The 18,807-nt window shown below is 63.1% G+C and carries 10 protein-coding genes; 3 read left to right on the forward strand and 7 right to left on the reverse strand.

The window, feature by feature from the left end:
- Positions 1–72 precede the first annotated feature (72 nt).
- The 5 genes from ACRQDJ_RS05705 to ACRQDJ_RS05725 all read right to left on the reverse strand — a co-directional run bounded on the left by ACRQDJ_RS05705 (position 73) and on the right by ACRQDJ_RS05725 (position 10,236).
- Complete coding sequence (locus tag ACRQDJ_RS05705; protein WP_435717874.1) at positions 73–204, reverse strand: hypothetical protein; 132 nt, start codon at positions 202–204, stop codon at positions 73–75.
- Positions 205–417: 213 nt separating this feature from the next.
- Positions 418–5,760: a Rib/alpha-like domain-containing protein gene (locus ACRQDJ_RS05710; RefSeq protein ID WP_435717875.1), complete on the reverse strand. Its 5,343-nt coding sequence runs from the start codon at positions 5,758–5,760 to the stop codon at positions 418–420.
- A gap of 752 nt (positions 5,761–6,512) precedes the next feature.
- Positions 6,513–7,553 carry a class 1b ribonucleoside-diphosphate reductase subunit beta gene (nrdF, locus tag ACRQDJ_RS05715; RefSeq protein ID WP_284904565.1) on the reverse strand — a complete coding sequence of 347 codons (1,041 nt, stop codon included), beginning with the start codon at positions 7,551–7,553 and terminating at the stop codon, positions 6,513–6,515.
- A gap of 202 nt (positions 7,554–7,755) precedes the next feature.
- Positions 7,756–8,310 carry an NADPH-dependent FMN reductase gene (locus tag ACRQDJ_RS05720; protein ID WP_434736388.1) on the reverse strand — a complete coding sequence of 185 codons (555 nt, stop codon included), beginning with the start codon at positions 8,308–8,310 and terminating at the stop codon, positions 7,756–7,758.
- A gap of 93 nt (positions 8,311–8,403) precedes the next feature.
- Positions 8,404–10,236 (reverse strand): choice-of-anchor M domain-containing protein, encoded by a 1,833-nt coding sequence (locus ACRQDJ_RS05725; RefSeq protein WP_284904567.1) that lies wholly within the window; start codon positions 10,234–10,236, stop codon positions 8,404–8,406.
- Between the two features lie 124 nt (positions 10,237–10,360).
- On the opposite strand from ACRQDJ_RS05725, the gene ACRQDJ_RS05730 reads away from it, so the two are divergent.
- Positions 10,361–13,414, forward strand: a complete 3,054-nt coding sequence (locus ACRQDJ_RS05730; RefSeq protein WP_284904569.1) for a choice-of-anchor M domain-containing protein — start codon at positions 10,361–10,363, stop codon at positions 13,412–13,414.
- A gap of 129 nt (positions 13,415–13,543) precedes the next feature.
- Positions 13,544–14,356 (forward strand): carboxymuconolactone decarboxylase family protein, encoded by an 813-nt coding sequence (locus tag ACRQDJ_RS05735; RefSeq protein WP_284904571.1) that lies wholly within the window; start codon positions 13,544–13,546, stop codon positions 14,354–14,356.
- Between the two features lie 334 nt (positions 14,357–14,690).
- Here the strand turns inward: ACRQDJ_RS05735 and ACRQDJ_RS05740 are convergent, their stop codons facing one another.
- Together ACRQDJ_RS05740 and ACRQDJ_RS05745 are read right to left on the reverse strand one after the other, a co-directional pair.
- Entirely contained in the window at positions 14,691–16,382 is a 1,692-nt protein-coding gene (locus tag ACRQDJ_RS05740) for an MFS transporter (protein WP_284904573.1), read from the reverse strand.
- 36 nt (positions 16,383–16,418) lie between these two features.
- Positions 16,419–17,633: an amidohydrolase gene (locus tag ACRQDJ_RS05745; RefSeq protein ID WP_284904576.1), complete on the reverse strand. Its 1,215-nt coding sequence runs from the start codon at positions 17,631–17,633 to the stop codon at positions 16,419–16,421.
- A gap of 160 nt (positions 17,634–17,793) precedes the next feature.
- On the opposite strand from ACRQDJ_RS05745, the gene ACRQDJ_RS05750 reads away from it, so the two are divergent.
- Entirely contained in the window at positions 17,794–18,792 is a 999-nt protein-coding gene (locus tag ACRQDJ_RS05750) for an MDR family oxidoreductase (protein ID WP_284904578.1), read from the forward strand.
- The last annotated feature ends 15 nt before the right edge of the window (positions 18,793–18,807 follow it).

Consider the following 18,807-nt stretch of genomic DNA (forward strand, 5'->3'; position numbering starts at 1 on the left):
TTCACCCACCAACGAGACAAAACCCCAGGCCACAACGTCAATATGAATCACATCACGCCAAAATGAGCCAAGTCAGGCCAAAGAATCCAGCCAGAATTTCCCGCCGTCCCCCGGGCGTTCCAGTTTTTCAACAAGGTTGCAGACCTGCCCGACCAGCGCCTCGCAGGCAGGTGTTATGCGCAGTGGTGGTTCGTAACCGCTCATCTCCCGATGCTATCGAAGCGTCATTCCCGCCACCGATCCACACGCCGAGAAACTGCATAGCAGGACTACGCACCGCGCACGCAAAGGGGCCGCCCCTGATATTTCAGGAGCGGCCCCTTGCGTTAGCCACTCGGCTGCTTGGGTAACCCATTGGAAACTTCCGCAGCCGCGCGGCTGGTTGGGTAGCTTTTCAGCTACCTCAGCAACATTGTGTTACTTCTTGCGGCGGCGAATTGCCACGCTACCCGCACCGGCGGCCAGAAGAGCGAAGACTGCCAGCGATGCCACATCGGCACCGGTCGCGGTCAGGCCCTTGGCCTTCTTGACCTTCTTAGTCTTCGGTGCAGCCTTGCCCGGATCGTTCGGGTTCAACGGGTCGGTGCCGTTCTTGATCTCGTCACCATCATTGATACCGTCACCATCGGTATCGGCCTTATTCGGGTTAGTCGGCTTACCACCATTCTTCACGCCCGTCACCTCGTCACCATCGGTGAGCCCATCACCATCGGTGTCAGGGTTGAGCGGGTCAGTGTTACCAGGCTTGCCGTCCTTATTGAACTTATCGTCCTGGAACGGGTTCTTGGTGCCGTTCACCTCATCACCGTCCGTGATGCCGTCACCGTCGGTGTCCGGGTTCTTCGGGTCAGTACCAATCTTCTTCTCGTCACCATCGGTCAGGCCATCACCATCGGTATCACCCTTATTCGGGTCCGTACCGTTCTTGATTTCGTCGCCATCATTGACGCCGTCACCATCAGTATCGGCCTTATTCGGGTTAGTCGGAGTGCCGTTGTTGTTCTTGCCGGTCACCTCGTCACCATCGGTGAGACCATCACCATCAGTGTCAGGGTTGAGCGGGTCAGTGTTACCAGGCTTACCGTCCTTATTGAACTTATCGTCCTGGAACGGGTTCTTGGTGCCATTGACCTCATCACCATCCGTGAGCCCGTCACCATCAGTATCCGGGTTCAATGGGTCAGTACCGATCTTCTTTTCCTCACCATCGGTCAGGCCGTCACCGTCAGTATCGGGGTTCTTCGGGTCGGTCTTGGTGGCCTTGGAATCATCAACCTTCGGGGTACCATCCTCATTACGAGCAGGCTTACCGTTCTCGTCGATATCCGTACCGGCTTCCTCACCATCGGTCAGGCCATCACCATCAGTATCCGGGTTCTTCGGATCGGTGCCCAGGTCCTTTTCACGACCATCACTCACACCATCACCGTCAGTATCCGGATTCTTCGGATCAGTCCCGTCCTTCTTCTCATCCCCATCATTGATGCCGTCACCATCAGTGTCAGCATTATTCGGGTCCGTGCCGTCCTTGATTTCGTCAGCGTCAGTCACGCCATCGCCATCGGTATCGGCCTTGTTCGGGTTAGTCGGCTTGCCACCGTTATTCTTACCGGTCACTTCGTCACCGTCGTTCACCCCGTCACCATCAGTGTCAGGGTTGAGCGGATCAGTGTTACCAGGCTTACCGTCCTTATTGAACTTATCGTCCTTGAACGGATTCTTGGTGCCATTGACTTCGTCGCCGTCATTGATACCGTCACCATCGGTATCCGGGTTATTCGGGTCGGTGCCGATCTTTTCCTCTTCGGAATCGGTCAGGCCATCGCCATCGGTATCCGGATCCTTGACGGTCACCTTGGAGGTGTCGAGGACCTTATCACCATCCTTGATGGTCACGGTGATCTCAGACTTGTCCTTAGCGCCCGCGGGCACCTTGACCACAACATTGCCATCGGTGCCGATGGTGCAGGTTGCACCGCCGGTTGCTTCACAGGTGGCCGAAGCCGGGATCGGGCCGTTCGCCGGGTCCTTCGTGAGCGTCACGTCCGCACCGGGCTTGCCTTCGCCGTCGTTCCACGCCGGGCAACCATTATTGGAAGCCGGGCCGGCGATGGTGGGGCACTGATCCTGAGCATCGGGCACGCCGTCGTTATCGCCATCCGGGTTCGGAACCGGAGCGGGGGCCGTGACGGTCACCTTGGACTTGTCGAGGACCTTGTCACCATCCTTGATGGTCACCGCAATCTCGGTACCGGGGGTTGCACCCGCCGGAATCTTGACGACGACGTTGCCATCCCCGCCAATAGTGCACGTGGCACCACCGGTTGCTTCACACGTGGCCGAAGCCGGGATCGGGCCGTTGGCCGGATCCTTCGTGAGCGTCACATCGGTGCCGGGCTTACCTTCGCCGTCGTTCCACGCCGGGCAACCATTATTGGAAGCCGGGCCGGCGATGGTCGGGCACTGATCGGCATCCCCGGACACTCCATCCTGATCGGGATCAGGATCAGCAATGGTCACGGTAGCCGTATCCAGGTCCTTACCGTTGGGGTCCTTGACCTTGACAACGATCTGGTCCTTATCCTTCGCATTCGCGTTCGGAGTGACCGTAATCGAGCCATCCTGGTTGAGCTTGGCGGTACCCGGGCCGGTCACCTCAACGGTGGAACCGTCCGGAACCGGGCCACCCGCGTTAGGCAGCTGCGCCGGCTCACTCGGCTTGGTGGTCGTGTCATTCCAGGCCGGGTTATTCGGGGCAAGCACGGTCACCTTGGAGGTGTCCAGATCCTTGCCGTCATTCTTGACGGTCACCGGGATTTCGGTACCGGGGGTCGCACCTTCCGGAACCTTCACGGTGATATTGCCATCCTGGCCGATGGTGCAGCTCGCGCCATTACCCGCAACGCACGTAGCGGTGTTCGGGATCTCGCCGTTAGCGGGATCCTTCGCCAGCGTCACATCCGCACCGGGCTTACCTTCGCCGTCGTTCCAGGCCGGGCACCCGTTATTGGTGGCCGGGCCGGCGATGGTGGGGCACTGGTCTGCGTCGTCGTTCACACCGTCGTTATCGGTATCGGGGTTCGGAACCGGATCCGGGGCCGTCACCGTCACCTTGGGTGTGTGGAGGGTCTTGCCCTCGTTCTTGATGGTCACCGGAATTTCGGTGCCGGGGGCGGTTCCTTCCGGAACCTTGACGACGACGTTGCCATCGGTGCCGATGGTGCACGTGGCACCATTGCCGGCTTCGCAGGTCGCGGTGCTCGGGATCGGGCCGTTCTTCGGGTCCTTCGTGAGCGTCACATCAGTGCCGGGCTTGCCCTCGCCGTTGTTCCACGCCGGGCAACCATTATTGGAAGCCGGGCCGGCGATGGTGGGGCACTGGTCTACGTCGTCGTTCACACCGTCGCGGTCAGTATCGACCGGGGCCGGGGTGGTGACGGTTACCGGAACCTTGACGGTATCGGTGCTGCCATCCGGGTAGGTGACAACAACGGGAACCTCGTAGGGGCCAGCGGCGGTGCCCGCGGCCGGAGTCACCGTAATGGCGCCGGTTTCGGGGTTAACCGTGGCGGTAATCGGGGAGTTCTCGCCGAGCTTGAAGGTGGTCTTCTTGCCCTTCTCCGTCGGAGCGGGGTCAGTTTCAACCTTCTTGGTAGCGAGCTTATCGAAGGTGGGAGCCGGGACCTCAATGGTCTGCCCCGCTTCTACCGTATTGTCCTGCTTGTAATTCGGATCGTAGGTATCGGTGAGCTGCGCCAGCACCTTGACCGGAACCCAGGTCTTGAGCTTGAGCTTGTTCTTGGCGTTGAGCGGATCGGTCACGGTAGCAACCACCGGGATGCGGTAGTCACAGGGAGCCACGTCCGCGCCGGGCTTGACGGTCACCACGCCGGTGGCCGGATCAACAGTAGCCCAGACCTTCGCGCCTTCACCCAGCTCATAAGTCGCATCGGCAGGAAGCTGGTACTTGTTATTACCGGCCTGCGTGAAGCCCTTGGCTTCGCGGGTTGCGTAAGGAGCCTTGCTCTTCTCGGTTTGGGTCTTCTTCACCTGGACGGCGTCGTACTTGACGGGAATCGCGCGCACGATGAAGGAATCGGAAGAAACAGCGTTTTCAGCGGCATACAGAGTTGCCGTGTAGATTTCGCCGTCCTTCGCGTTATCCGGAACCTTGAAGTATGCCTTGCTGGCATCGCTCAGCTTCTTCAGGCCGCCGTTGGTCTGCACAACCTTGCCCTTGGAATCGGTCCACTCGATGCGGTTGGGCAGCGGGGAGAGATCCTTACCGGTCAGCTTGACTTCAGCGGTCTGCCCGGGGAGAGCGTAGTTTTCCTGGGCATCGAAGTTCGTGATATCCAGTTCCACCTGCACGCTGAGCACCAGCGCCAGATTGACGTTGTACCAGTTATTGGTAATCAGATTGACAGCCGCGGAGGTTTGCGGAGTCCACGAAGCATTCGAGTTGAACATGTTGAAGGTCTGGCGCATGAAGGAGGAGTAGTTCGGGACTACTCGCCCGTTCGGGTCCAGGACGTACATGTAAATACGGTCCACGTCCGCGCCGGCATTCTTCGGCAGGCGGATGGTGTACATGCCCTTTTCGTTCGTGGTGGCCGTGTAGGTGCCCTCGATGTAATCGGGGTGCTCGGTGAGCATGTCACGGACCTTGACCTCGCGGTCATTCACGGACGGGGTGGCATTACGCAGTTCCTGGAGCGCAGCCTTGCCCGCGGGGGTCAGCTGCGAGAGCACCACGGTGTAGCCGGAGGCCACCACGTCACCCGAGGTATTGAAGTTCGGGCCGGTGGCGGAGTTGGCAAGATCGCCAGCACCGGATTCGAACCACACCTTGCCGGAAACGGAGTCCCGGGTGGAGAGGGTCACGGCCGGGTCGGTCAGGGGACCCTTGTCATCATTGACCCATTCGTTCTTGGGGCGGGTGAGGTAGTCATTCGGATCGGTGTACATGAACACCGCGGTCCGCTGCATATTGGTGCCGATAAGCGGGAACTGGCCCAGGTTATTGGCCGTCACGCTATTGACGAAGGCACCCGGGAAGAAGCCGCCGGCCTGGCGCACCATGGTGACGGGGTTGCCGGCCGGGTTGGTGAAATCATTAATCCACAGGCGGTAGTACTGGCCAGCAACGGCCTTGTAAAGGTGCTGCTTGCCGGTGTTATCTACCCAGGGCACGCGCAGATCAAAAGCGTAGGCGCCGGGGCCGATCTGGCTTCCGTCGCTCTCGTCAATCGTCTTGACGGTGGTGGAGTAAATCGGGGAGGCCGCGCCGTCGGTATCACGCCACTGGAGGTACACCTTGGTTCCGTCCGGAACCGGGGTTGCACCATTGGAGGTGGTTGCCGGCGTGCCAACGCCGCCGAAGAACGCACGCCCCGAGAGCGTGTTCTTGGCATTACTGGCATCGGTGGTGCTCTTAATCCAGCCGGTCTTGAAAGCATCGGCTTCGATAATGGCATCTTGCTTGAAAGGAATATCCGGTCGGTTAGCGCCAGCTTGGTTCGCGCCTGCTTCGACAGCGGTGTCACCGACATACGTCGGACACTGCGCCGTGGGAGCAGTCGGCGCCGCACCGGAATTACCTTGCGGTGCAGCGTAGGCGATTCCCGAAGCAAACGTCGTCATGAGCGCCGCGGCGGTGAGACCGGCCCACACTTTCGCGCGACGACGATGCCCACCCTTGCGGGACACAGACGCGGAGACTCCGGGCGCCGACTGAGTCGACTCCGTGTGTTGGGACATTATTTCTCCATTAGTAGGTTTATGGATCGTTAGGGTGAAGCATGAGGAGAGCGTCAATTGTGGGAGGGTAGCGCTGGAGTGCCCCCCCCCCCCGCAATTCAACCGACCCTGTCAGCTAAATCGCCTAAACAATTCATGAGCCTAGCACAAAGAGCCGTATTCAATTATTCAGTACCAAAGGTTATATAAACCGCGTAGCAACGCGGCTTCCCTCGCGGAGATAACTAACTTTTTATCAGGCTGTTTCAGAATTATTTACTAAGTATTAACCCGCGGCACCGCGCGGTTTTGAGACGGGCGCTTCGTTGCGCTCGGGCCTGCCTGGCCGCTTTTTCGACGGCGCGGCCGCGCGTCCACCTCGCCATTATGCCGCCCGCGCCGGCGTGAATAATAATACTTTTCCGTAGCGGCGCGGGCCTTCGCTCACCACCCACACCGCCCGGACGGTACTAAAGTCCCGTGCCGGCGCGGCGAAAGGGCGGGCACACGCGCGGTACATTCCCCGATTCACACCACGCCCCGCCGCGTGAATACTTATGTGCCGCCACGGCCCCTACCTGGGGCATCGCTCCGGTAAATGTACCCAATCTCTCGTTTTCTCGGGGCGGCCACCCGCACACAGCACACGCGCAGGTGGCCGCCCCGATCATCGCACCACAGGTCAGGACCTTTGGGCTACTCGCTTATGGATTACTTACCTTGAGCTATTCACCTTCGGATACTCAGCTTCGGATACTCAGCTTCGGGCTACTTTAGAAATCCCAATCGTCGTCGGTGGTATCTTCCGACTCCCCAATAATGTAGGAGGAGCCCGAACCGGAGAAGAAATCATGGTTTTCGTCGGCGGCCGGGGAAAGTGCGGTGAGGATTTCCGGGCTCACCCGCGTTTCTTCGCCGCTGAAGCGCGCCTGGTAGCCAAGGTTCATGAGTGCCTTATTGGCGTTGTAGCGGACGAAAATTGCGACGTCGTCCATCAATCCCACGGGCTCGTAAAGTTCACCGGAGTACTCGAGTTCCATCTGGTAGAGCTTCTCGAGCAGCTCGAAGGTGAATTCTTCCATTTCCGCGCGCCGCGCCTCGCTGCATTCTTCCAGGCCGCACTGGTACTTGTACCCGGAGTAGTACCCGTGCACCGCCTTATCGCGCAGAATGAGGCGGATAAGATCCGCGGTATTCATGAGCTTGCCGCGGCAGGACAGGTAGAGGGGCAGGAAGAACCCGGCGTAGAGCAGCAGCGAGGACAGCAGAGTGGAGGAGACCTTGCGCTTGAGCGGATCATCGCCCACGTAGTGTTCCAGCACCGCCTTGGCTCGCTGCTGGAGCAGCGGATTATCCACGGCCCAGGTGTAAGCTTCCTCGATCTGGGCGCTCGAGGCCAGGGTGGAGAAAATCGAGGAATACGAACGCGCGTGCACTGCCTGCATGAAGGCGATATTGGCGTAGACGGCCTGCTCGTGTTCGGTATGCGCGTCCTGGATCTGACTGATTTCACCAATGCTCGCCTGTACGGTATCCAGCAAGGTCAGGCCGGTGAAGACCCGCATCACGAGGGTCTGCTCCACCTCGCTCATGCGCTGCCAGGAGGGCAGGTCATTGGAGAGCGGCACCTTTTCCGGCAGCCAGAAATTCGCGGTGAGCCGGCGCCACACCTCCAAGTCCTTCTCCTCCGGGACGTAATTCCAGTTGATCGGCCGGAAAGGCCCCTCGGGATGCTGGATGTACTGCGGCGGCATAAAGGAACGCAGGGTGTAATGCCGTCCATCAGGTGCGCTCATGACTTCTCCAATTTTCATCAAAACACTAGATATTGTGGTCACTTCAATTTAGACCACTAGATATAGTGTCGCATTGTGGGCGCCTAGGACTTAAGGCTCGCCGCAGTGGTGTATGTCATAACGACGACGCCGCTCCTTTCCCGCGAGCACCCGAGCCACGAAAAACACCCCCGAGCCGGCCGGAAACCAACTCGGGGGTGCGCTACGCGATAAGCGAGATTTACTTCTTCTCAACCAGGGCCACGAAGCGGTCAATATAGCCGCGCACGAAGTCCGCGGTATCGGCCTTGAGCTTGCCGGACTCCTCGAAGAGTTCCGGGGAGCGCCCCAGGAACACTTCGGGCTGGCCAGGCATGGGCATATCGAAGTAGGAAAGGGCCAGGCGCAGGTTCTTCTGCGAGCTGTAGCCACCCATCCGCCCCACCGAATGGCTGATAATGCCGGCCGGCTTGTTCTTCCAGGCCACATCGCTATTGGGCTTGGAGCCGATGTCCACGGCGTTCTTCAGGCAGGCCGGCACGGTGCGGTTATTTTCCGGCGTGACGAAGAGGATGCCATCACTGGCCTTAATGGTTTCCCGGAAGCTGGTGTAGCTTTCCGGCAGGGGTACGTCCGTCACAGCTGCGTCGTCGTAATCGAAGTTGTAGAGCGGCAGGTGACCGATCTCCACAATCTCCACCTGGTACCCTTCGGGGAAATAGCCGGCCACTTCGCTCGCGATTTTGCGCGCGTAGGAACCGCGCCGCAAACTACCCACCAGAATTGAAATCTTCATAAGTATCCCGCGCTTTTCACTCGTATATTGACTGGGTGTGCCGCGCCCGGCCGCCGCCACAGGCGCCGAAGCGGACGCTGCCACCATCATAGGCTAGGCCCGCTTGCGGGTATACAGCACCACCCCACCCACGCAGAGGAGGGCCAGGGTAACCGAGAGCGGGTCAATCACCTCGGAGCCGGAATGCGCGAGGTTATTGCCGAGCTTCTTGCCTTCGCGTTCCAGCTGGGCGATTTGCTCGGCGGAAAGTTCGCAGGGCTGGCCATCCGCGGTGCGGCCTTCCCACACCGTTTCGGTACCGCCGCCGCTCGAACCGAACCACTGCTGGCCCACCAACTGCCCGAAGGTACCCGATTCGAAAACGGCCATCTTGCCGGGGCCGGACACGCTGGTGACGCTCAGGGTGAGCTCGCCGGTGGTCGCTTCGCGGAAGCTGGGATGCTGGGTATTCGCGCCGAGCCACGGCACTCCGGAGACCTGGCTGGAAGAAATCATGTAGATGCGCTCACCGGCGCTCGCCACGAAATCAATACCGGCCGGGGCGGTGGTGGCCGCGGCCTCCCCCAGCCCGAAGCTCAGGGAAGCCGGGTCGAGCCACTGCCCGGAATTATCGTCCTTGACGGCGGCGCGCAGCTGCCCGCCGTCCACCACCGCACCCAGGTCGTAATGGCCGCTATTGGCGTTGCCACTTCCCCCGACGTTGAAGGTGAGGGTAGTGGTGGTTGACAGGCGGGTGCCGTCCGTTGCGGTGGCGTTGAGGGCCAAGCCCACCGTGTAGGTGCCCGGCTGGGTGAAGACCCAATTGGGGTGCACATGGGTATTGGCCGGTATCTTATGCGAACCGCTGGCACCGCCGCTCGCGGCGCGCTCCACCGGGGTAGGGATGCACACCGGCGCGGCGGGCGCTTGCGGGGCTTGGCCGGCCGGGGCTTGGGGTGCTTGGCCGGCCGGCGCCTGGGGTGCTTGCCCCGTGGGGGGCTGGGGCGCCTGCGTAGCGCCGCCGTTCGGCGCCGGGGTGCCGGGCGTGCCGTTAGCCCCGCCAGTCGCACCGTTGGCACCGTTCCCGCCGTTGGCGCCGTTCGCACCACTTCCCCCCTTGCCAGCTCCCGGGGTGGATCCGCCGCCCGGGGTAGCGGTATTGCCCGGCGCGCCAGCGGCACCGTCGTTCCCACTATCGTTCCCACTACCGGAGCCACCGTTATCGTGACCCTGCGCGGCCGCAATCGCGGCGTCACCCACCGCCCAGGTGTAGGTGCGGGCGGGCGCGGTGAGGGTACCTCCGGGGGTATCCACTTCGGCGCGCACCGTCATGCGGTAGGTGCCGGGCGCGGAGAAGAGCCAATTAGCGTGCTGGTGCGCGGGTTCGGGCTGGGCGATCACGCTGCCCGGCCCCATCTGGAAGATTGGGGCGCCGGCGGCGTCGCGCAGAATCGGGTTGAGGGTGGCGAAATTCGTTTCCCATAGGAAGACCTTGCCGGGGCCTTCGAGCTGCTCCACCACGAAACGTGCCGCGGTGCCGCCGAGCTGGCGCGCCGCCCCGGAATCCCAGCCGGGCCATACAATTCCGGGCTGCTGCACCTGGTCGAGCAGAAAGCCGGGTGTACCCAGCTGCGGAACCTCGGCGGATTTGCTAATGAACGTTCGCTCCACTACCCCGATCACGGTTTCTTCGGGGGCGCGCTCCACCCCGGTACCGGTGGCGTCTTCTTTGAGATTGAGGGAGATGGCGCCATCTGCACCCGCGGCAATATTGAAGAGGTCCATATGCCCGGAGGTGAGAACGGTGGACTGCCCGGCCCCCGCCCCCGCGGGCGCTGCCGGCGCCGGTGCGGCCTGGGCGGCAGGAAGGAATGCTCCCCACCCGGCCAGGAGCGCCGCCATGGCGCCCGCCAGCCCCGCCGCAGCACGCCGTGTGAGTGCTGTCATGACTTTCCTTTCCTTGCGGTACTTGCGCCACCTAGCCTATTTGATAACAATAATGATTATCAATAAGGGGTGATGCGGTTGTCTCTCACCCGGACTGCCGCACACCGAAACGGAAAGAGACAGAATGGCACGACGCTTCCTCGCGGCCCTGGCCGCCGCCGCACTCACCGCCGGGATAGCTCCGGCCGCCGCGGCCGCCCCGGATGACGGAAAGATTGTCACAACGACGGCGCACGTTGATGCCCCCAAGGTTTTTTGGGAAAACGGTACGTTCGTGCTGAAAAACGAAGCCTATGACGAGTTGTATCCGCTGGAGAAGACCGTCAATTGGGTGGGGCGCGGCTACGCGCGCTCCGGCTCGAATCAGGGCGGGCAGCAGTACATTTTCCTCCCCCCGGATAACGAGGCTTACGGGCATCTGCGCAAGGTGGCCGAGCGCTGGTATTCCGCGCCGGGTATGCCCAGCGGCCCCTTCCCCATCTGGGCCGGTTTCGGTGCGGATGCCGCCATTCCAGTGGAGCAATTCCGCAACGGCACTTTCGCGCTGGAGCTGACCAAGTTCGACGGCCCGGGGCGCATGGAAGCCTTCATGACCAATATGGACCTCTACCTCCCGCTGTTCTCCAGCCACGAGACGGGGCGGCGGGTCTCCTACCTGGTGCCCGGCAGCCACACCCATAACGAGACCGCTTTTACCAAGCCGGGGCGCTACACCCTGACCTATCGCGCCATCGCGCGCGGGGTGGACGGCAAGATTATCGCCTCGCAGGAGATTCCGTTTGTGTGGCAGGTGGGTGGCACCCGCCCCGCCAAGGAAGCGGGCCCCGATCTGGCTACCGCGTTCAATGCCGCCCCCACCGGGGATACCTCCGGCTACCGTTTCTCCCTCGCCCCGTACGAGGGCCGCGAGCACGACGCGGATGACCAGCTCACCGAGCTGCGTTTCGATGCCGGTTCGGAAACGGTGGCGGGGAAGGTGCAGTTCTTCCTGGATGGTTACTTCTTGGCTGAAGTCCCGGTGGAGAAGGGGAAGGCGCGCTGGGCGGAGATGATCGGCTCGGGCGCCTCGAATTTCCAGGCGGTTTTCGTGCCCGCCACCCCGGGAACGCAGGGCGCGGCCGGCGCGCCCAAGGCCGACGGCGCAGCCAATTCGGCTCCCGGCGCTCAGGCCACCACCGGGGCCCGCTGGATATCCGCCCCGGTCTCCTACGCCTTCGGGGCGGCCGAGGCCAGCACCTCGGAGAGCGCCGCGCAGCTGCCCGAGCCCCATTCGCAGGATCCGGCGCCGGCCATGGAGGGCGGGGAGTATACGCCGTCGTCCTTCGATTACACGGTACGCACGGAAAAGACGGCCACCGGAAACGTAACCACCTCGGTTGCTTTCGCGGATCCGAAGGTGCGCGCGTACGTGCACGGCGGCTACTACGCGAAACCGGAGGATAAGTACCCGGATTGCGAAGTGAATATGGTGACGGATTCGCGCGGCGTGGCCACCGTAACCCAGGGTGATTCCTGGTGCGAGGGCTACCACCTCAAGCTCAGCATCGACCCGCATCCGGAAGTGAATATGAGCGCGGCGGCGGACGCGCGTTTCGGCACCATGGACCTGAGCGCCCCGCAAAGCTATTCCGGGCGGCTCGCCGCCGCTCCCGCGATTGGTACCGGCACCCAGCCAGCCCCCGAGCCGCAGCCCGAACCGGCGCCGGGGCCGGGGCCTGAGCCCGGGCCGAACCCAGGTCCGAATCCTGCGCCAAACCCGAACCCGGGACCGAATCCCGGCCCGAATCCGCCCGCGCCGGCGCCTACACCTTCTGTGTCGCCTAGCGCTCCCGCACCAGCCCCCGCACCGCAGCCCGCCCCGTCGCGCACCATTTTGCGCCGCGGCCACGTGGACCTGCAGGCGGTGCCGGGCGAGGGCGGCCCGGGCGTTACCCTCAAGGACGACACCCTCGAGCACGCCACCACCTCGGTGCAGCGCGATGTGAGCACGGTGGCGCTGGCGGTTCCTGATTCGGCGAAGTCCCCGCGGGCGAAGGGCGCGGCTTTTGATTTCCTCGGCGCGGAGGGCGAGCGGCTCTACCAGCTGCCCCAGAACTGGGATCGTTCGCATATTTGGCCCGGGTGGTCCACGGAGAGCTACCGCAAGCCCACGCGTTTCCACGTGGAGCCGGAGTCGATTCCGGCGGGCGCGCAGTATCACGCCTACGCGCTGAGCGGCTTCGGGAACGTGGATCGCCTCTTCGACGCCTCGCGCACCGCCCTTGACCTGCCCGATCCCACGCACCAGCACGCCGGTTGGGCCTTCACGCAGCCGGGCGTGTACGTGTTGCGGGTGTGGTACGACGACGCCGCAGCCGCGCCGGAAAATTCCGGCGCGGGCGGGGCCAATCGGGCGGGCCGCCTAGTTTTCTTGGTCGGGGATGAGACGATCGCCGGTTACGAGCAGGGCATCGTGAGCATCCCCGGCGATCCCACCGCTCCCGAACCGGGCGGTGCGGATCATCCCTCCGCGGATCCGAATCCGGGCGGCAACCCCGGTGGCAACCCGGGCGGCACCGTTAATCCGGATGGTGCGCCCACGCCGGGCGCCACTCCCGCACCGCAACCGTCGGCCGCACCCGGAACCCCGGGCGGCATTAGCACACCGAACCCGAATCCGCAGCCGGGTACACCCGGCCCCGGAACTAATCCCGGGAATAAGCCGCTAACTCCGGGCGGGCCGCCCGCGCCCGCCCCGCTTCCGGAGAATCCCGGGGCGAAGGTGCTGCCACCGAGCGGCAACGCACCGCTCGGCCCCGGTGGCGGCGCCACCCTCACGGGCAACCGGGTAGTTGGCGCACCACAGGCCGGTGGCGGCGGGGCACCGCGTCCCCTTTCCCCCGCTCCGGCGAAGGCCGGTGGGCCAGCAGCCGGTAAAGCGACCGCCCCCTCCGCCACTCCGTCGGCGAGTGCCACGCCCGGTGCCGGCACGCCCTCCGGTTCCGCCTTCGTTGGTATGCCCAATGGCGCGGCGGGCCAGGGTAACCAGGCGGCTGCTGGTGCGAATGCGGATGCTTCGGCAAGCGGCTGGGATCGGAGCATTAAGCTGAGCACCCTGGCGAAGATCATGGGCGTCATCGCTTTGTGTGCCCTGTGCCTGGGCGGCGGCGTCGCCCTGGAACGCCACCGACGCAAGTAACGCTCCTATAAACGGACCGGGCCACTAAGGCCCCCTACACCCCGGCGCACCCGAGACCGGATGCGCCGGGGTGTAGTCTGTTTTTGGCTGGGCAAAGGCGTCGGCCATACGTGAAGGAGATGATCTCAGGTGAGTGAGAAGATTACCCAAACCGCAGGCCGCGACCAGCTGGGAGATTTCACCCCGCTTTTTGCCGAGCTCAATGACGATGTTCTTTTTGGGCGGGTGTGGAATCAGCCCGAGCTGTCTCTCAAAACGAAGTGCGTGGTCACGGTGGTGGCTCTCATGGCCTCCGGTATCACGGATTCTTCGCTGCGCTATCACCTGGAGAACGCCAAGAATCACGGGGTGACTCGGGAGGAGATCGCCGCGATTATTACGCATGCGGCCATGTACGTAGGCTGGCCGAAGGCTTGGGCGGTTTTCAATCTGGCGAAGAATGTGTGGAGTGTTGATACCGAGGTTGCGGGTGCGGATGGTAGCGCTGGCTCCAATCCTGGCACGGATGCGCTGAGCGCCAAGGAACGCCACGCGCGCGAATGCCTCTTCCCCATCGGCGCACCCAATGACGGTTTTGCTCAGTATTTCATCGGGCAGAGCTACCTCACGCCGGTTTCCACCAGCCAGGTCCCCATGTACAACGTGACGTTCGAGCCGGGCTGCCGCAATAACTGGCATATTCACCACGCCTCCAGCGGCGGCGGCCAAATCCTTATCTGCGTGGCCGGCCGCGGATTCCACCAGGTCTGGGGCCAGCCGGTGGAAGAAATGCTGCCCGGGGATGTGATCAACGTTCCGGCGGGCACCAAGCACTGGCACGGAGCCGCACCCGATAGCTGGTTCTCCCACCTGGCTGTGGAAGTTCCCGGCACGGATACCTCCAACGAATGGCTCGAGCCGGTGAGCGATGCGGAGTATGCGCGGCTGACTGTGCGAGGCTAACCGCCCAAAATTCACACCTCATCCATCGAAGATTACCGGGCGAGTGGTATTTTTCTGAGCTGTACTTCGCATGTACGACATATGCACTACAGCTCTGAAAACACATGCCCCCGCAGGGTGTGATGTGATTATTGAGGTCAGTGGGAAAATACCATCATCGGGATTGCCACGTGAGGAATCTGGACCGCTTCGAAAGCACATCAGCATTAACGGGGTGTGGGTGCGCACCGCAGAAATCTGCAATACGCACCCACACCTATGTAAATATGCCTACGCGTGCGGCAGTCACACCCGCCGCCCGCGCACCCGCTCCGCGAGCGCGCCGCGCGAAGAACTACGCCTTCTGCTTCTCCACCAGGGTCTGCAAAGCCTTGGTGTCCAAGCCGGAGAGTTCATCCACGAGCAGCTGGCGCTCCAGGCGCTGGAGATCGCGTAGCGGCAGCTCGGACAGGCGCGCGATAATCTCCTGGCGCTCGTCGTCCGGGGCGAGCTGCGGTGCCGGAGCCGCGCTGGGAGCCGAAGCACCCGCGGTGGCAGAGCCCCCGCCCTTGGGTACCGTCGTCGTAATAGAAACAATGGCGAGCAGCAAGAACACCAAAGAAACACCCAAGGCGACCATCGCGGCCAGGCGAATCGAGGAGTTATCCGTACGCCCGGACATCGCGATCACGTCCGGCACCGGGGCGCCCTGCAGCCCGTAGAAGACCGCCAGCGAAATCGCGGTACCGATCGCCCCGCCCAGCGAGGAGGCCATCTTGTAGATACCCGAACCGGAACCGGCCTGGGAAGCCGGCAGGTTCGAGAGCGCCGCGTCCGTGGACGGGGTGGCGTAGAAGGCCAAGCCCAGACCGAAGAGGCAGTAGGCGATTACCGCCATGAGCACGTACTGGCCGATAAGCAGGTGCGTGGTCATGAGCAGCCCGCAGGCCACGATGGTGATGAGGCAGCCCCAGATCATCGGCTTGCGCGGCCCGAAACGCTGGAGGAGTTTCTCGCCGATACGGATGAAGGCGATAATGCACACGCCGTAGCCCAGCGAAAGCAGGCCGGCATCGAACGCGGTGTAGAGCGAACCGTCCGCCTTGTGCCCGGCCAGCTGGATGACCTGCTGGCTAATAATGAGCATGCCGATGGTGCCGTTTACCAGGAAGTTGGAGATCGTGGCACCCGTGAAGGTGGTGTTCTTGAAAAGCGCGAAATCAATGAAGGGGTTCGCCTGCTTGCGTTCCCACCCGAAGAAGAGCGCGTAAGAAACCACCGCGAGCGCGGTGAGCAGGAGCGTTGCCGCGCTGCCCCAGCCGAGTTTCGAGCCGTAGAGCAGCACGATCATGAGTCCGAGGGTGCCGGCGATGAAGAGCACCAGGCCGATGGCGTCGAAGCTCTTGCGCGGGCCGGTGCTTTCCACCCGGTTTTCCGGGGTGCCCAGGATCATGAGGAAGGCGAGCACGGAAATAATAATCGAGGCGATGAAGATTCCGCGCCAGCCCACGAATTGCACCACGGTGCCGCCGAAGATCGCGGCCAGGCCGGAGCCACCCCAGGAACCAATCGACCACATGGACACCGCGCGCTGGCGGGCCGGGCCATCCCAGTAGGCCTTCACGAGGGCCATCGAGGCCGGCATAATGCAGGCCGCGCCCAGGCCCTGGATCGCGCGCCCGGTCAGCAGCAGCGGCAGCGCCACGCCCCCGGCCGCGAAAATGAGCAGCAGCGAACCGGCCGCGTTGAGCACAATCCCGAGGAGGGTGATGCGTACGCGCCCGATTTTATCGGCCAGGCCGCCCATGAGCACCATGAAGAGGCCGGAGAACAGGCCGGTAATGGACACCGCGAGGTTCATCCCGGCCGCGTCCACGTTACCGAGGTCCTCCATAATATTGGGTGCCACGGTGGCGGCAGTTCCGGCGAATAGCCAGAAGGTCACCACCGCGAGGACGATGCCCCACAGCAGTTTTTCGGTGCCGCGGTAGCCGGTTTCTTGCGGCGGGTTACCGGCCGGCGCCTTTGCGCCATTGGTGGTAGCCATAGTTTTATCCTTTGTCATCGTGGAAATGTGGTCCCGCTAGTCCCGCGCCAGCCAGGCGAGCGCGGCAACGGCCGCGGCTTCGGTGCCGGTGGCGAGGGTGGGTTGGAGAACCGGCCCGAAGGCGGGGTTGTGATTGGGGTAGGTGGGCGCGCCTTCCGCGAAACCACCAAAGCCCCAGTAGGTGTAGGGAATCCCGAAGGCGTCCGGGATCACGCTGAAATCTTCGGAAGCCGATACTTCGCCGCAGTCCATCACGCGCTCTTCCCCGAAGTGTGCCAGGAATGCCTGGGTGACCTTGGCGGTAGTTGCGTCGTCGTTATTAGTAAGCGGGTAGGAATCGTAGATCTCAAATTCCGGTGCCTGCGGGGCGCGGGCCGCTTCGCATTCGGCCGTGATGGTGCGCTTAATGCCATCAAGGAGCTGTTCGCGCACGTCCATGTCGTACGCGCGAATATTAATAAGCAGGGTGGCCGTGTCCGGAATAATATTTGATTTGCTTCCGGCGTGGATGGAGCCCACGGTCAGCACCGCCATCTTGAAGGGATTAATTTCGCGCGCCACCACGCTCTGGAGCCGGGTCACCACGGCGGCGGCCAGCACCACCGGGTCGATGCTCAGATGCGGCATGGAGCCGTGCGAGCCCTTCCCGTGCAGCGTCACCTTAACGGAAGCACCGGTGGAGAGAATCGCCCCGGCGTGGGTGCCGACCTGCCCCGCGCGCATCGGCCCGGCCAGCACGTGCTGCCCCAGAGCCACATCCGGCGCCGGAATCTTATCGACCAGCCCGTCGGCCACCATGGAGCGCGCCCCGGCCGCGGTTTCTTCCCCGGGCTGGAACAGCGCGATATAGGTGCCGGCCCAGGCCTCGCGATTTTCCGCGAAAATACGGGCCGCACCCAGGGCGCAAGAAATATGGAAATCGTGGCCGCAGGCGTGCATGGCCGGGACTTCATTGCCGTCCGCGTCCGTGCGCGTCTGCGTGGATGCGTACTCAAGCCCGGTCGCTTCCTTGACCGGGAGCCCGTCAATATCGGCGCGGAACAGCACCGCGGGCCCCTCCCCGTTTTCCAGCACGCCGACGACGCCGCCGCCGATCCGCTGCGTTGCGTACCCGAGGCGCGTCAGTTCCGCGTCGATAGTGTCACACGTTTCTTTTTCCTGCATAGAAAGTTCGGGATGCTGATGCAGGTGGACATAAAGCTCTTCTTGCCAGGAGGTGAAAGAATCCACCGCCTCTTTAATGTTGATCATGAATCACCTTTCCGCCAGGATAGGGCGGGACCGCCATCGTTGCGAATGCGTGGAAGTAGCGGCCGGCCCTATCTGCGCCTTGTGCCCGGCTCACGCGCCGGGTCTACTTCAGATAGTAGCGGTAAAAGCACCTCGCGTGCCGCGCCGGTACGCTTAATGCATGGCTACTATTTTTGTGCGGTGCGACGACGCAGCCGCGCCCACGCTCACTTTCGACACTCAGGCCGGTGGAGCGAATGCGGCCCCGTTCGGGGAAGGCGATGTGCTCCTCGATATTTCCTGGTCTTCCCTCAATTACAAAGATGCGCTGTGCTTGAAAGGGGACCGGGGTGTGGCGAGGGTCAGCCCGCTTATTCCCGGTATTGACGCAGTGGGGACGGTGCGGGAGGCCGGCCCGGATAGCCCGGTGCGCCCGGGGCAGCTGGTCAGTGTGAACGGGGCGGGTCTGGGTGAATTCCGGCACGGTGGCTACACCCAGCAGTTGCTGGTGCCCGGGGAGGCGTGCGTGCCGGTGCCGGAAGTTTTTAGCGCCGCGCAGGCGGCGGCCCTGGGAACGGCGGGGTATACGGCGGCGTTGTGCGTGCTGGCACTCAGTGATCACGCGGTGAAGGACGGCCCCGTTGTGGTGACCGGGGCGAGCGGCGGGGTGGGAAGTATTGCGCTCCACCTCCTCGCGCGGCTTGGCTATGAGCCGGTGGCGTTGACCGGGCGGGCGGAGCGCTTCGGGGATTTCCTGCGCGGGCTCGGGGCAAGCGAGGTGCTTTCGCGCTCGGAATTTGAGGAACCTTCCGCCCGGCCGCTACAGAAGAGCCGCTTTGCGGGCGGGGTGGATACCGTGGGCGGGCAGGTGCTCGCGAATCTGCTGGCGCAAATCCGCTGGGGCGGGACGGTGGCCGCCTGCGGCCTGGCCGGCGGAACCGCGCTGCCCACCACGGTGCTGCCCTTTATTTTGCGGGGCGTCACTCTGGCCGGGGTGGATTCGGTACGGGCCCCGCGCGAGCTGCGCCTGCGCGCCTGGGAGCTGCTGGCCGAGCACGTGGATACGGGCGTGCTCGATTCCCTCACCCACGTTATTGAGCTGGAGGAGGTTCCCGCAGCTGGGCGCGAGCTGCTGGCCGGTCAGCGTTACGGGCGCACGGCGGTGCGGGTCAACCCGTAGCGGCTAAAATAGTGA

The sequence above is a fragment of the Actinotignum urematis genome, from assembly GCF_051264595.1.
Lineage (GTDB): Bacteria > Actinomycetota > Actinomycetes > Actinomycetales > Actinomycetaceae > Actinotignum > Actinotignum timonense_A.